A 14,440-nucleotide genomic window follows, 5' to 3' on the forward strand; every position below is an offset into this window, starting at 1 on the left:
GACTACATCTAAGTCTTGGGAAATAGTAGAACCATTGAAATATTCAAAGACAAATTGATCTTGTCCTGTTCCACCTGTGAGGGTATCAGAACCTGTTCCCCCGAATAATTGATCATTTCCACCTTGTCCAGAAAGTGTATCATTACCGCCTAAAGCTTGAATGACATCATCTCCAGAAGTTCCTGTAATATTGTCACTACCTGATGTTCCGGTGAAATTCTGCTGTTCTACCTGAATAGTTTGCCCATTTACAGTAATGGTTGCTGAATCATCTTCTGCTTGCAAAGCTTGTAAGGTGGCATCATCTAGATTATAACCCTGTACTAACTCAGCAAAAATCGCTCCTTCGTCTCCTGCACTATCCGTCAGATTAATTTGAACATCTACAAAATGCCCAATTTCTTCTAATAAAAGCGCACTAATAGCTGCTGGTGTGGCTGTAGCAACAAAGGTATCTGATAGATAAATCTTATTTGTGCTACTGGTATAAGCTCCATTAGCATTACCAAAAATGCTGCTATCAAGAATTTCAATTTGCGGAATTTGACTAAAATCACCAGTTTGCCACTGTAAACGAAGAATTTCCGCTATTCTACGGTTGTATTGCATACCAAAAGCGGTATCAAAAACCTGCCAAAAGCTGTCTAAACTAGAAAATACGCTCAGTTGATTGTATGTTAGCGTCAGAGTAGAGTTTAGTAAAGGATTCATTAAGATAGAGCTTGTATGTATTTTCCACATTCTAACCTTGCTTATTTTTTTTATGTATCACAAAACCTTAACTAAACGAAGTCTCGCTATTACTTTATTCTATCAATAATCTAATATTGAATAGCTTATGCTATGTGTTGCAGTTTGATATTATCATCCCCTGGCAAATCTGCAATCGTGGGTGCTACCTTAAGAATGCGATCGCTTTACCTAGACGATAAACTATCGCTTAAGGCACCATCAATAAAGTTTACTGAAGATTATTAATAATTTTCTATAGCCAGCTTATAGCGAACTGACAAGTCAGCGCTCGCGCGATCGCACATCCTGAAAAATAGGCACAATCAAAGCATCTATGCTGAGTATTCCCAAAAACTTCCTCAACTCAAATCAAACACCCCACAGTGGCTACCATTGGGATGGTACAAACCGCCGCTTCTTTGAAGGTTGGTATTATCGCGTCACATTGCCCGAAATTCGGCAAACATTCGCCTTCATGTACTCCATCGAAGATCCAACTGGTGGGAAGCCTTACAGTGGCGGTGCAGCCCAAATCCTGGGCATAAATGATGAATACCTCTGTCGTACCTTTCCTGATGTTAACAAATTTTGGGCTAGTCGGGATGTCTTAGCTTTAGGACATTGGGGAAAAACAAATGTTCAGGTTTCTCCCTTATATCTCCTCCCCACAGAATTTGAGCATCATGTTCAAGAAGGCTATCAAGCCACAGCTACCTTAAACCAAGGTATAATTACTGACCCTGCCACAGGTAATTATTGCCGATGGCAATATGAAATTCAACCCGTTTATGGTTGGGGTAATCAAAATAGCATTCAGCAATCAACCGCCGGTTGGCTATCATTTTCGCAGATATTTGAACCAGGATGGCAAATTTTAATGGCTCACGGTTTAGCCACTGGTTCAATAGACTGGAATGGCAAAATTTACGAATTTACCAAGGTCCCGGCCTACGGTGAGAAAAATTGGGGTGGTGCTTTTCCGCAAAAATGGTTTTGGCTCAATTGTAATTATTTTGACAACGAACCTGATTTAGCACTCACAGCGGGTGGTGGAAAACGTGGTGTCTTGTGGTGGATGGAATCTGTCGCCATGATTGGTATACACTACCAAGGTAAGTTTTATGAATTCGCTCCCTGGAACTCACAAGTACACTGGGAAATTCAGCCTTGGGGAAAATGGCAAATGCGAGCCAAAAACTCTAACTATGAGATTGAATTAACAGGAATTACTGATTTACCAGGTACACTCCTACGCGCACCCACAACAAATGGGTTAGAATTTTGTTGTCGAGATACCATGCAAGGAAAATTAAATTTAGAATTGCGTGAATTCACTAGCAGCAAATCTAAAATTATTCTGAAAGCACAAAGTCATCTTTGTGGTTTAGAAATAGGTGGAGATGGTTGGGAGAATATTTGGCAATCTTTGTAAAACTACTGCTATAATTGTAAATGCTTCACAGTTGGGGTTGTAGCTCAGTTGGATAGAGCGGACGCCTCCTAAGCGTCAGGTCGTGCGTTCAAGTCGCACCAGTCCCGTATATATAGTAGTTAGATCCAGGATATTAAGGCTGCGAAGTCTTCAGAATCTCCTTGCCCTTAGGCAGAGAGTGTCAATAGAAGTTACCTTACAGAATATGACGAAAATGATCCTGTTGGATGCCATTGTCTAAAAAATAATTTAATAAATAAATGGGTTTTAACCCCTATGATGAGTTGTCCGATCTAGGTTAGGATAATTCATCGAAGAGAGTAATCAGGAATATATCGTGATTCAATCCTTTTCAACATACAAATACTTCAAAACCTGATTTAGGTAAATTTTACCTAGATTTTTTATCCTACATAATTTTTAGAGAAAATTCTGGTCTTTGCAGACACCTGAGAAAGTCTTGAATAAGCTACTATTTACGGGTCTATCTTTACGGCTTATACCTTTTATCTTGCCAATTTTGGTGTGGTGGGGATACAAGGAAGTACAAAACCGGATTGTACATCCACAAGCCATGTTAGTTTTAGGCGGTTCTACTAGACGTTTAGAAAGGGAGAAATTCGCAGCAGATTTTGCCAAGGCTCACCCAGATATACCAATATGGATTACTGGAGGTAGTCCACCTAGATATACAAAACTAGTATTTACTAAAGCTGGAGTTGATCCCCGGCGTTTACACTTGGATTATGAAGCTGTAGATACAGTTACTAATTTTACTACGTTGGTAGATGAATTGCAAGCTCGTGGCATTAAAAGCGTTTATTTAATTACTTCCGATTTTCATATGCGTCGTGCTTGTGTCATCGGTGAGATTGTTTTGGGGAGTCGGGGTATTGAGTTCAAATCTATATCAGTTCCCTCTGAAACATCACCGGAACCTATTGAAAAAGCTATTCGTGATGGAGCTAGAGCCATCTTGTGGGTAGCAACTGGCTACACAGGTGCTGAACAAAGTAAAAAATAGAAGATAATTCTTCAGGGGGTAGGGGAGGAATTTGTTGACCAATACCCTATGCCCAAGGTTAAATTCCTAGTCGCCTAGAAAAAATCCCTGCCAACATCCCCACAATTTGATACCCTAGCTTAAACAGATTTGAGAAAAGTGAAAGCGTGGAAATTCAACTTGGGCGGGGAAAAATAGCTCGTAGAGCATACGGAATTGATGAAATTGCTCTAGTCCCTGGTAATAGAACACTCGATCCGAGTTTGGCAGATACTAGCTGGCGTATTGGCAATATTGAGCGAGAAATCCCGATTATTGCCAGTGCAATGGATGGTGTTGTCGATGTAGAAATGGCTGTGCGTTTGTCCCAGCTAGGGGCTTTGGGAGTGATTAATTTAGAGGGTGTCCAAACTCGTTATGCAGACCCAGAACCGATTCTAGATCGGATTGCGTCTGTGGGGAAAGATGAATTTGTTGCCCTCATGCAAGAACTTTATGCCGAACCAATAAAGCCGGAATTAATTGAAAAACGTATTCAGGAAATTAAACAACAAGGTGGCATTGCGGCAGTGAGTGCTACTCCAGCAGGTGCTAGTAAATTTGGTGAAGTGGTGGCCAAAGCTGGGGCTGATTTATTTTTTATCCAAGCGACGGTTGTTTCTACAGACCATTTGTCACCGGAGTCCATTATTCCGCTTGATTTAGCAAAATTTTGCCGTTCTATGCCCATTCCTGTGGCGCTAGGCAATTGTGTCACCTATGAAGTGACTTTGGATTTGATGAAAGCTGGAGCCGCTGCTGTATTGGTAGGAATTGGCCCTGGTGCTGCTTGTACTTCTCGTGGGGTGTTGGGTGTGGGTGTACCTCAAGCGACAGCGATCGCAGATTGTGCCGCAGCACGAGATGATTATTATCGGGAAACTGGTAACTATATCCCGGTTATTGCCGACGGCGGTTTAATTACAGGTGGCGACATTTGTAAATGTATCGCTTGCGGTGCTGATGGTGTCATGATTGGTTCTCCCTTTGCCAGAGCTGCTGAAGCTCCTGGACGGGGTTATCACTGGGGTATGGCAACTCCTAGCCCAGTACTGCCTCGTGGGACTCGCATTCGCGTTGGTACTACTGGGACTCTAGAGCAAATACTCAGAGGACCAGCCGGACTAGATGATGGCACTCATAATCTTCTAGGAGCTTTAAAAACTAGTATGGGGACATTAGGAGCCAAAAATATCAAAGAAATGCAGCAAGTTGAAGTTGTCATTGCTCCTTCTCTGTTAACTGAAGGGAAAGTTTACCAAAAAGCTCAACAATTGGGTATGGGTAAATAAAGTTACTGGGGAGTACTGAGTTGTGGGTTCTCCTCCTGCCTCCTGCTTCTTAGTATCTCCAAGAAATTTTTCCAGTACCTTAAACAATCACGGGAAAAATCTCATCTGTCGCCTACAATAGAGATAGCGGAGACGCATGTTTCCGTTCACTCCTCACACCACACTCCGCCCGGACTACTGTTCGGGCGGTTCCTTATCTAGCTTTTTTGCAAATGTACATTCTTTACTCCCAAGCTAATGTTTTTGCTATGGTAGAATTTTCACAAAACGCAGAAATATAATAGTTAAAGGTTTTTAGGAATGTCAGCAGCCGCAAGTGTTACAGATGATAATTTTGATCAAGACGTACTCCAAAGTGATGTACCAGTCTTAGTAGACTTTTGGGCTCCTTGGTGCGGTCCCTGCCGCATGGTGGCTCCTGTTGTCGAGGAAATTGCCATTCAGTACGAAGGTAAACTAAAAGTGGTGAAGATCAACACGGATGAAAATCCTCAAGTTGCCGGTAAGTATGGTATTCGCAGTATTCCCACATTAATGATTTTTAAAGATGGACAAAAAGTAGATATGGTTGTTGGTGCTGTGCCTAAAACTACATTAGCTAACACCTTGGAAAAATATCTTGAACCTTAAGACTAGTTTTAGTTAGTTCAGGAGTACTGATCAATTTTTGAGTGAATATTTGTCAACTATTGAAGTTAAAAGACGCAAAAATCGCGTCTTGTAAAAACTTTTTCCACAAAAGTGGGATGTTCGACAACTACCAAGGATGTATCTTTGTCAGAGGATACATCCCTATTTTGTCTTTGCCTATTCAATAATTTACACAAAAGAGTGCCAATGTATTGATAAATGACATACAAAATTTAGATAAAATATAATGCCATTGTGATGGCGATTCTCATGAATTCATCTGCATCGTTTGAAATATTAGAATCTCTCCAAGCCGATATTGTTGAGTTAATAGATCGTTTACCAACTTTAAAAAATCGGCAATTTATCCAGCAAGCACTGGCGACTATAGTGCGTTTGGCTGATGATGAAATTGACCGTCTTGATTGGAAAATATTATCTGCTGCTTTAGCAGATATGGAAGGAGGTTTTCAACTCTTTTATGGTTATCGACACGTTCGTAAAGTTACTATCTTTGGTTCTGCTCGTTTAGCGCCAGAAACACCTGAATACCAAATGGCAGTGGAATTTGCTCGTGCTGTTTCTCAATTGGGCTTTATGGTGATGACAGGTGGTGGTAGTGGTATTATGCAAGCTGGTCAGGAAGGTGCAGGAAGAGACAATTCTTTTGGCTTAAATATTCAATTACCTTTTGAACAACAAGCAAATCCTGTTATTGAGGGTGATCCTAAACTAATTCACTTCAAGTATTTCTTTACTCGCAAGCTGTTTCTGCTCAAAGAAAGTGATGCTATAGCCTTGTTCCCAGGTGGGTTTGGCACTCAAGATGAAGCTTTTGAATGTATAACATTAAGCCAAACTGGTAAATTTGGGCCAGTTCCTGTCGTTTTAATTGATCCTCCTGGTGGTGATTATTGGCGCTCTTGGAGTGAATATATTAATAAGCAATTGGTGGACAAAGGTCTTGTTAGTCCAGATGATCCTAGTCTGTACACGATTACAGATAATTTGGAAGTTGCTTGCAATGCTATTACTCGTTTTTACCAGGTTTATCACTCTAGCCGTTATGTAGGTGAGCGGTTGGTAATTCGTCTCAAACAAGATTTATCAGCTACTGAGGTAGAACAACTGAATGATAATTTCAGTGATATTCTTGTCAAAGGCAAAATTGAGAAAAGCCAGATATTGCCTCAAGAGGGGCAAGATGAAACCGCTGAATTACCCCGTTTAGTTTTATACTTCAATCAGTGGGATTTGGGACGTTTATATCAAATGATTGGGGTAATTAATGAAATGTGTATTCCTTCTCCTGAAGAAACTGCACATCCAGAAAGGAAATAGGCTCTATTACGAGGAGTTAGAAGGGAAGAAAGCAAGTTTTATCTAGAATAAGTGAAACTTGTTACACTAGATATTGATTTTTGCTGTGCTGCACTAGGGTAAGATTTTTAATTTGCCAGCTATCAATTTATTCTGTTAGCCAATTTAACACTTTTCAATACCTTTTGATTGCCAAATTTAGGACTTGTTCACAATATCTAAAAATCATTGTCATCGACTACAAAAAAATTATTCTCCAATAGATAAAGAGCAATAATTTTAGATTTGATTTATCACTGCATTCAAAGGATTTAAAAAAAATAATCCTAGAAACTTTTTGTGAATTTAACTCTAATTTTAAGTGGAGTAATTATCTAAACAATGTGATACATCCTACTTCCAAATATATCAGGACACTAGTTATGATGACTCAATGCTGATTAGGGCAAATGAAGCTTGTATAGTGAAGCTGTCGATAATTGAGTTTTCCTGATAGCAAGATAAAAAATGTGGTTTTAAGGCGCGATCGCATAACCTAAGGGAAACAAGCTACAGCGCGACCGAGGAATCTCTCTGCACAAAACAATATCAGACATCTGAACAAAGATAGAGGAATTAAATATGCTGGAATTATTAGGTTCAGGTTTGGTTTCACTTTGGCTCGATATGGCTGGGGTCAAGATCAAGCCTTTAGATGCTTTAGATGCATTGGCTTGGCAAAGTAGTCCGGGCTTTGTCATTGCCCCTGATCCCAACCCAGCGGGAGCTATGACTGTACAAGAATATCTCAAAGACCTGATTACCTCCAAGGTAGTAACCCAGAATCTCATCAAGCACCAGGGAATTTGGTTGCAGTCTGGGCCAATGCTCATGGCTAATCATCAAGGTACAATCCCTCTACCCGCCGCATCTTTAACTAAGGTAGCAACTTCATTAGCGGCTTTTAAAACTTGGGGGCCAGACCATCAATTTGAGACTTTGGTTAGCACTACAGGCTCAATGGTCAATGGGGTTGTTCAGGGCGATTTGGTGATTACTGGTAGTGGTGATCCGATGTTTGTGGGTGAGGAAGCGATCGCTCTTGGTAATGCTCTCAACAAAATCGGCATCAAGCAGGTAAAGGGAAATTTGGTGATTACTGGCAATTTCGCCATGAATTTTCAACGCAATCCCCTCTTAGCTGGTCAATTACTCAAACAAGCACTAGATCATAAAACGTGGAATCGTTCTGTGATTTACCAATATTCAATCATGCCGAAGGGAACTCCTAAACCCCAAATTGTCATTGCTGGTACGGTTAAAGTCTCACCACAGCCCAATCCTAAACAAACCTTACTGGTACGTCATATTTCTTTACCCTTAAAGGAACTAATTAAGGAGATGAATATTTACAGTAATAACGACATGGCAGAAATGTTAGCCGAGTCAGTGGGAGGTGCAAATGTAGTCAAAGCTACTGCTGCTAACCTAGCTAGGGTTCCCCAGTCGGAAATTCAGTTAATTAATGGTTCTGGACTGGGACGAGAAAATCGTATTTCCCCTAGAGCAGTATGCGCCATGTTCATGGCACTACAAAACGAAGCTTCTGCTCATAATCTGACTTTAGGTGATTTGTTTCCTATGTCTGGGTTAGATCATCGGGGAACAATGCACTCTAGACATATACCCGCTGCGACTATCATGAAAACTGGAACTCTCAGCGATGTCAGTGCTTTAGCCGGAGTTGTGCCTACACGCGATCGCGGTTTGGTCTGGTTTGCGATCATCAATCGCGGTAACAATGTGTCAAGTTTCCGTGCTGAACAAGATAAACTTTTGCAACATCTGGTAAAACAATTGCAAGTTTCCGTTGGTGTTCCTGCTGTCCTTACTCCTCACTCAGCTACACAGTCATTACCAAAATTAGGTGCAGTTCAGAGAAATGAAATTTTATATAGAAGTTAGTCATTAGTCATTAGTCATTGGTCATTGGTCATTGGTCATTGGTCATTGGTCATTGGTCATTGGTCATTGGGTTATTCGACTTCCCAACTCTCCATTTCACTCTACTGACTACCATCCTGGGGAATAATTTCTGTTAGCACTCGCCCTTTAGAACCGCCACCTTTGACAACAATATTTTCTGTTTGCAAATTCCCGATGGCTGTTTCACCTGTGAAATTTAATTGAGGGTCAATTTGACGGTAAACTATATTTCCCCGGGCTTCCAATAGTTTTTTGTCTAAATACCAAGTGAGTTTATTTGATTTTAAAGACTGACGACGTTGCCCTACTGCATTGACATTTCCTGTTAAATAAACTGTTTTTTGTGGTATTCTCATCTCCCCTTGATTTCCAGTTACAATTACATTTTCAGTCTTGTGAAAAACACGTACAGGGGAATTTGTTTTCACAATCTCTTGGTTCATATTCCAGGTCATAGAGTTACTAGTTATCTGCATAGGTGGGTCTAGTAACTCTAATTGGGCTTTTGGTTGAATAGTAGCAATTTTGGTTTTTAAATTAATTTCTGCTGCATTTCCTCGACCACGATCAGTTATTTTATTATCTTTATAGCGGTCAATTTGAATAGGGCGATCACTAATTAATTTCTCTGCTTTGACTTGCCAAATCAAATGCTCAGTTCGCATTTGCAATTGTGGATCATTAGAAATTGCAATTACTTTTCCTGTAAATTCTACTCGTTGTTCACGGGTTTTTACTCTTGCTTCCTGGGCTGTAGCTTTTAATTGTTTATGACTACCATTTAATTGATTACGAACAATTAATAAATCTTCTTGGGGTCGCCATTCTAATTCATTACCTTGCAAAACTACACCATTGATAGGATCTGTAGCCAGAATTTTACCTTTGAGCAATAGTTGTTTACCATCTTGCTGAATGTCGGCTTTGTCTGCTTTAATCGTGTAAACTACTTTGCCATCTTGATAAAGTTCACCATCAGGATTTTCAGCCTCACCAATTTCCTTTTCTTTGGTATATTTTGCTCTAATAGCTTTAACTTTCCAAATCGGTCTGCCTACTTCATCAAATTGTTCTAAAGCTACACCAAAGAAAGTCAACTTACTATCTCTATTTTGGTTAGATGCATCCTCTGTATCTGGTTTAGTAGGAGATGGAGTTCCACAGGAAAATAAACCGATGACCAAAAATAAGGTCAAAGGCAGGTAAGACCAATTTCGTGGCAAGTTTAAATTTTCCCATAACCATGAATAGAAGTGAGGGGAGTTGGTTTTACTTCCCCCCGGAAGTTTTGAATTTCTGCTTCCATTCGTCCTGCCTTTTTGATGTTGCATTATTCAGGAATTTCTAGATGTCCTTCACTATCTCGATGCTCATCCAAAAAACCCATACTAGATAAAGGTCGATATGGATAACTTTGACGGGGTGTTTTTTGGATATCTTCTTTGATGGCTTCTAAATCAATATAGCGATCGCTCACATTAATTAAGCTATCACTAGTCATCGACCGCAAACTCACCACTTCTACCCGTACACCCCGGTAGCTGACCGAATTAACAGCATAAGCCAAATCGCCGTCACCGCTAACTAAAACTGCGGTATCATAGGAATCAACAAGCGCCATCATATCAACAGCTATTTCTACATCCAGGTTAGCTTTTTTTGAGCCATCTGGCAGTTGCACCAAATCCTTAGCAATGACTCGGTAACCATTACGACGCATCCAGAGCAAAAACCCCTGTTGTTTCTCATTGGTTCGGTCTACACCAGTATAGAAAAAAGCCCGCAACAGCCTTGATCCCCCAGTTAACCGACATAAAAGCTTAGTGTAATCAATTTCAATTCCTAATTGTAAAGCCGCATAAAATAAATTTGAGCCATCTATAAATATGGCGACACGACCACGATTTTCTAAAACTTGTTCTGGTGTAAATATTGAGTCGTTTTCCAAATTATTCAACATTGTTCTCATACCTCAGTTTTTATCCCTGTTATTTTTGATAGAAATCACTAATACCATTTTGGATTTTGGTGAAGCAGCACGATCTTGGGAGAAACTCCCATGTAGCTTGCTTCCCCTTAGGGGTTGCTGTGCCACTTCATTGAGCGACGCTAACACCGTTAGGCTGATCACCCGAATGGATTGGGAATCGCTTTGTGCATTTAAGTTATGTACATCCCATCTGTCGCCATCATTTTTCTTTCTTGGTATAACTTTTACATACTTCTTAGATTGGCTTATGATAATTTTCCGGGGCTAAATAAGTTAAGCCCCGATTTAGTCTTTAAAGTCAATCAAAAATTGCAAGTACTAATCGTTTTTTAGTGGTTCTATACGTTTAAAAATTGGTTGGGGTGTACCCAACTGTTGTTTATCTGAAAGTAAGCCCCATTTGGCATGGGTAGAAAAAGGAGCAGCAATTGAACTTTCTGGTTGATCGTTAAAATTTATGCCCCATCCTAGTTGCTGATAAATATCACTGCTGATATTAGGGATAATTGGAGATAGGAGATAAGCTGCTAGTCTTACAGATTCGAGAACTGTGTACAGCACTGCTTCCACTTCTTCCTGTTTTCCTTGCTTATATAATGACCAAGGAGCTTGTTCATCAATAAACTTGTTGCTGGCTTGTACCAGCGAAAGAACAGCTAGACAAGCTTCACTGAAAGCTGGTGTCTCATAAGCTTGTTTCACCTGATCCCCTAGACGTAAGCCAATCGCTTTTAAAGGATTCTCAGCCGGAATAACTTCTGGAGCGATTGCAGGCACTTTACCAGCGCAGTATTTTTTCACCATGTTCAAGGTGCGATTTAACAAATTACCTAAATCATTTGCCAAATCTGCATTTAAAACATTAATGAACCTAATTTCATTAAAATCTCCATCCTTGCCAAATTCGATTTCCTTAAGGAAGTAATAACGAACGGCATCACTACCATAGCTTTGGACTAATGCGATAGGATCAAGGGTATTACCCAGAGTTTTCCCCATTTTTTGACCATCTTTAGTCAAAAATCCATGGCCGAATACTCGCTCTGGTAAGGGTAAATTAGCTGACATCAGCATTGCTGGCCAGTAAACTGCATGAAAGCGCAATATATCTTTACCTATCAGGTGGAGATTAATTGGCCACCATGTTTTTAAAGCGTTGTCTAAAGTCGGTTCTGCACCTGGTTCTAATAATGCGGTGACATAACCAAGTAGCGCATCAAACCAGACATAAAGTGTATGTTTGGGATCTACGGGTACGGGAAAACCCCAATCTAAATTTACCCGCGAAATCGAAAAGTCTTGCAAACCTTGACTAACAAAGCTCAGGACTTCATTGCGGCGACTTGCTGGCTGGATAAAATCTGGTTTAGACTGATAGAATTCCTCCAGCTTGGTTTGATACTTGGATAAACGGAAAAAGTAGTTCTGCTCGTCTCGCCACTCTACTTCCTTGCTAGTATGTATAGGGCAACGTTTGCCATCTAGCAGTTCTCGTTCTTCTTTAAATTCTTCACAGGATACGCAGTACCAACCTTTTTGTTGTCCTTGGTAAATATCGCCATTTTCCCAAACTCGCTGAAAGAATTCTTTAACAATTGCATGATGATTCGCAGCGGTGGTGCGACTAAAGCGATCGTATTGAATATTCAGAACTTGCCACAAGTTAAGGAAACTGGGTACTATTTGATCACAAAATTCTTGTGGTGCTTTTCCTAAATTTTCTGCTGAACGCTGAATTTTTTGCCCATGTTCATCTGTACCCGTAATTAGCAGTACTTGATGTCCCAATAAGCGTTGAAACCGGGCTACTACATCCGCAGCTATTGTTGTATAAGCACTACCAATATGAGGAACATCGTTTACATAGTATAAAGGTGTTGTCAGTACAAAGGTATTTTTTGTTTTATTCACTAGATTCATGTAAATTAAAAAAACAAATCAAATTATTAACAAGAAAAAATTCATGAGTTACAGGAATGGCAACTTTTGCATTCTGAATTACTTCTTCATACAATTTTCTTAGTTAATCCTGCAAAACCAAGCAATTATATAACATTGCTACTATTTTTGCCAGCAGCAATTTAATATTAGCAAATTTCTCGACTCCAGATTTTTTTTGTAGGATCTAGAAAATCGGCTAATTTATCGCAAATTTTAGGATAGTAGTTGCTAATAATCATGGTAAAAGCTGTTGCTTCCATTGATTGTTACTGTTTAGCATTATTTTTCATGTAGATGTTTCGCTATTACAGTATATTTCAGCAGGAATTTTCTCATTTGGTATTGTGGGCAAATTTATCATGATTTAGCTGTTTTTTAGTAGTAATCGCTTCCCTGAAAGAGATAAACATTGGTGCTTTCCTCATCAGGAGATTAAGTGTATTATACTCTTCATGTTTTCAGGATAAATGGCTAAAGCTACGGTCAGCTATTTCCAATTATCAATTACCCATCGTGAGTGAATTTATGAAGGGTCGATGAAGTGCTTTCATTCATTTCTATATAATTCATTGAAACTTTACTTAATTCTGTAATCAGGGTTTCAGAGTTGGCTATTTTTTGTCTAGAAAAGTTGATTTTTGTGATTTGAGGTGGCTATGCTGGAGGTAAAAGGCAAAAATTATTGAATGAAAGGATTTTGTATTATATTTGTTCATGTCCAATCTAAACTTTGTTTCTTCCCATTTCCCTATCTCCCCATCAGTGCAAGTGAAAGTGTAAAGTTAAACAAGGTTAATAAATAAAGATATACACCTTGGTAAAATGGCAGACGTTAAACTTAAACCTTGTTTCCTGACTCCCAAACGCATACAACCAGAATATCCGCTGTTTGTCTATTTACCAGGAATGGATGGAAGTGGTCAACTGTTGCGATCGCAAACGGCTGGTTTAGAAATTGCCTTTGATGTCCGTTGTTTGGCGATCCCTAAACAAGACCTCACTACCTGGGAGGTGCTAACGAAGAACGTTTTAGACTTGATTCACGCAGAATTAGAAAAAAGCTGTCACCGTCCAGTTTACTTATGTGGAGAGTCTTTTGGCGGTTGTTTGGCTATGAAAGTCGCTACCCAATCACCACATTTATTTAAACGCATTATTTTAATTAATCCAGCTTCAGCGTTTCAATTGCGTCCTTGGCTGAACTCGTTATCGCAACTAACTGACTTCGTGCCATCATGGTTTTATGATGTTGGTGCATTGGGATTATTACCATTTTTAGCATCGTTATCCCGTATGTCTAGTAGCGATCGCCATGAACTACTCAAAACTATGCGTTCTCTCCCCGCAGAAACGGTAAATTGGCGTTTGTCGTTATTGCGAGAGTTTCAAGTGGAAGAGGAAAGATTGCAGCAACTGACACAACAAGTATTGCTGATTGCTGGAGGGAGCGATCGCTTGTTACCTTCCGTGAGTGAGGTAGAACGATTAGATAATATTTTACCAAATCCCAAGAAAGTGATGCTCCCTGATAGTGGACACGCCTGTTTGTTAGAGGAAAATGTCAATTTGTATGAAATTCTTCAAGATAATGAATTTATAGAAACTGTAAAACACAGTCATGTTACTAGAATTTAAGGTAGAACAAATGAGCTATTAAGCTAAATATTGTTCCGCTTTTAATTTAAGCTTATCCCCTTGTAATATCACTTGATCAATATAATCTTTAACCTCCATGTAAGGTTGTCTAAAATTAATTTTCTCTGATTGAATTGCTCTCCTTGTGCTTTGTCTTAGTTGACCAGCCCATTTACGTTTACCAAACAAATCTAGTCCTACTGAAATGATACTATCAGGAGTAGTCTGTATAGCCTGTTGATTAATTTCTTTAATGGCTAAATTAACCTCTTTTTTAATAGCCCTTAATTGCTTTTGAATTAAATTAATATTTTTAACCTGTAACCTAACTGATTTAGGATTATCCAAGGTTAAAGTCATTTGTTGTTGTAGGTGATAAATTTGTAATTTAGTTTCTGGTAAGTTCATACAGCACTTCCCGCTGTTATGAGGTACAGTTAGTAATAATAAAAAGATGATTT

Annotated in this window: 13 protein-coding genes and 1 tRNA gene; 8 read left to right on the top strand and 6 right to left on the bottom strand. The window is 39.5% G+C overall.

Features of this window, described 5'->3' with window-relative positions; all coding sequences use genetic code 11:
* On the bottom strand, positions 1-711 hold a 711-nt coding region (locus tag VB713_RS24400), incomplete at its 3' end, for a calcium-binding protein (protein ID WP_416242481.1).
* A 125-nt stretch (positions 712-836) separates the two neighbouring features.
* Positions 837-908 carry a hypothetical protein gene (locus tag VB713_RS28350; RefSeq protein WP_416242482.1) on the bottom strand — a complete coding sequence of 24 codons (72 nt, stop codon included), beginning with the start codon at positions 906-908 and terminating at the stop codon, positions 837-839.
* Positions 909-1,066: 158 nt separating this feature from the next.
* Between VB713_RS28350 and VB713_RS24405 the strand changes: the two genes are divergently transcribed.
* The 7 genes from VB713_RS24405 (at position 1,067) to VB713_RS24435 (ending at position 8,392) form a co-directional block, all read left to right on the top strand.
* On the top strand, positions 1,067-2,164 hold the full coding sequence (locus VB713_RS24405; RefSeq protein ID WP_323314089.1) for a tocopherol cyclase family protein: 1,098 nt from the start codon (positions 1,067-1,069) through the stop codon (positions 2,162-2,164).
* Between the two features lie 33 nt (positions 2,165-2,197).
* Positions 2,198-2,271: transfer RNA gene (locus VB713_RS24410), tRNA-Arg, on the top strand.
* Between the two features lie 353 nt (positions 2,272-2,624).
* Complete coding sequence (locus VB713_RS24415) at positions 2,625-3,188, top strand: YdcF family protein (protein WP_323314090.1); 564 nt, start codon at positions 2,625-2,627, stop codon at positions 3,186-3,188.
* Between the two features lie 146 nt (positions 3,189-3,334).
* On the top strand, positions 3,335-4,498 hold the full coding sequence (locus VB713_RS24420) for a GuaB3 family IMP dehydrogenase-related protein (protein ID WP_323314091.1): 1,164 nt from the start codon (positions 3,335-3,337) through the stop codon (positions 4,496-4,498).
* 300 nt (positions 4,499-4,798) lie between these two features.
* Positions 4,799-5,128, top strand: coding sequence for a thioredoxin (trxA, locus tag VB713_RS24425; RefSeq protein ID WP_323314092.1), 330 nt, complete (start codon positions 4,799-4,801; stop codon positions 5,126-5,128).
* A 270-nt stretch (positions 5,129-5,398) separates the two neighbouring features.
* On the top strand, positions 5,399-6,469 hold the full coding sequence (locus tag VB713_RS24430; RefSeq protein ID WP_323314093.1) for an LOG family protein: 1,071 nt from the start codon (positions 5,399-5,401) through the stop codon (positions 6,467-6,469).
* Positions 6,470-7,069: 600 nt separating this feature from the next.
* Positions 7,070-8,392 carry a D-alanyl-D-alanine carboxypeptidase gene (locus tag VB713_RS24435; RefSeq protein WP_323314094.1) on the top strand — a complete coding sequence of 441 codons (1,323 nt, stop codon included), beginning with the start codon at positions 7,070-7,072 and terminating at the stop codon, positions 8,390-8,392.
* 101 nt (positions 8,393-8,493) lie between these two features.
* Here the strand turns inward: VB713_RS24435 and lptC are convergent, their stop codons facing one another.
* The 3 genes from lptC to metG all read right to left on the bottom strand — a co-directional run bounded on the left by lptC (position 8,494) and on the right by metG (position 12,323).
* Positions 8,494-9,744 carry an LPS export ABC transporter periplasmic protein LptC gene (lptC, locus tag VB713_RS24440; RefSeq protein WP_323314095.1) on the bottom strand — a complete coding sequence of 417 codons (1,251 nt, stop codon included), beginning with the start codon at positions 9,742-9,744 and terminating at the stop codon, positions 8,494-8,496.
* Positions 9,744-10,373: an NYN domain-containing protein gene (locus VB713_RS24445; protein ID WP_015217118.1), complete on the bottom strand. Its 630-nt coding sequence runs from the start codon at positions 10,371-10,373 to the stop codon at positions 9,744-9,746. The genes lptC and VB713_RS24445 overlap by 1 nt, the downstream gene beginning before the upstream one ends.
* Positions 10,374-10,721: 348 nt before the next feature.
* Complete coding sequence (gene metG / locus VB713_RS24450; RefSeq protein ID WP_323314096.1) at positions 10,722-12,323, bottom strand: methionine--tRNA ligase; 1,602 nt, start codon at positions 12,321-12,323, stop codon at positions 10,722-10,724.
* An 843-nt stretch (positions 12,324-13,166) separates the two neighbouring features.
* Here metG and VB713_RS24455 point away from each other — a divergent pair.
* Positions 13,167-13,979 carry an alpha/beta fold hydrolase gene (locus tag VB713_RS24455; protein WP_323314097.1) on the top strand — a complete coding sequence of 271 codons (813 nt, stop codon included), beginning with the start codon at positions 13,167-13,169 and terminating at the stop codon, positions 13,977-13,979.
* Positions 13,980-13,997: 18 nt separating this feature from the next.
* On the opposite strand, the gene VB713_RS24460 is transcribed toward VB713_RS24455, so the two are convergent.
* Positions 13,998-14,440 (bottom strand): hypothetical protein (locus VB713_RS24460; RefSeq protein WP_323314098.1); only part of this gene is annotated, 443 nt, incomplete at its 5' end.

The sequence above is a fragment of the Anabaena cylindrica UHCC 0172 genome, from assembly GCF_034931625.1.
Classification (GTDB): Bacteria; Cyanobacteriota; Cyanobacteriia; order Cyanobacteriales; family Nostocaceae; genus Anabaena; species Anabaena cylindrica_A.

What these genes read in the sequence shown, in the direction of transcription:
- VB713_RS24405 (WP_323314089.1), top strand. Translation starts at nt 1,067, where the DNA reads ATGCTGAGTATTCCCAAAAACTTCCTCAACTCAAATCAAACACCCCAC.
- VB713_RS24435 (WP_323314094.1), top strand. Translation starts at nt 7,070, where the DNA reads ATGCTGGAATTATTAGGTTCAGGTTTGGTTTCACTTTGGCTCGATATG.
- VB713_RS24430 (WP_323314093.1), top strand. Translation starts at nt 5,399, where the DNA reads ATGAATTCATCTGCATCGTTTGAAATATTAGAATCTCTCCAAGCCGAT.
- VB713_RS24455 (WP_323314097.1), top strand. Translation starts at nt 13,167, where the DNA reads ATGGCAGACGTTAAACTTAAACCTTGTTTCCTGACTCCCAAACGCATA.
- metG (WP_323314096.1), bottom strand. Translation starts at nt 12,323, where the DNA reads ATGAATCTAGTGAATAAAACAAAAAATACCTTTGTACTGACAACACCT.
- VB713_RS24445 (WP_015217118.1), bottom strand. Translation starts at nt 10,373, where the DNA reads ATGTTGAATAATTTGGAAAACGACTCAATATTTACACCAGAACAAGTT.
- trxA (WP_323314092.1), top strand. Translation starts at nt 4,799, where the DNA reads ATGTCAGCAGCCGCAAGTGTTACAGATGATAATTTTGATCAAGACGTA.
- lptC (WP_323314095.1), bottom strand. Translation starts at nt 9,744, where the DNA reads ATGCAACATCAAAAAGGCAGGACGAATGGAAGCAGAAATTCAAAACTT.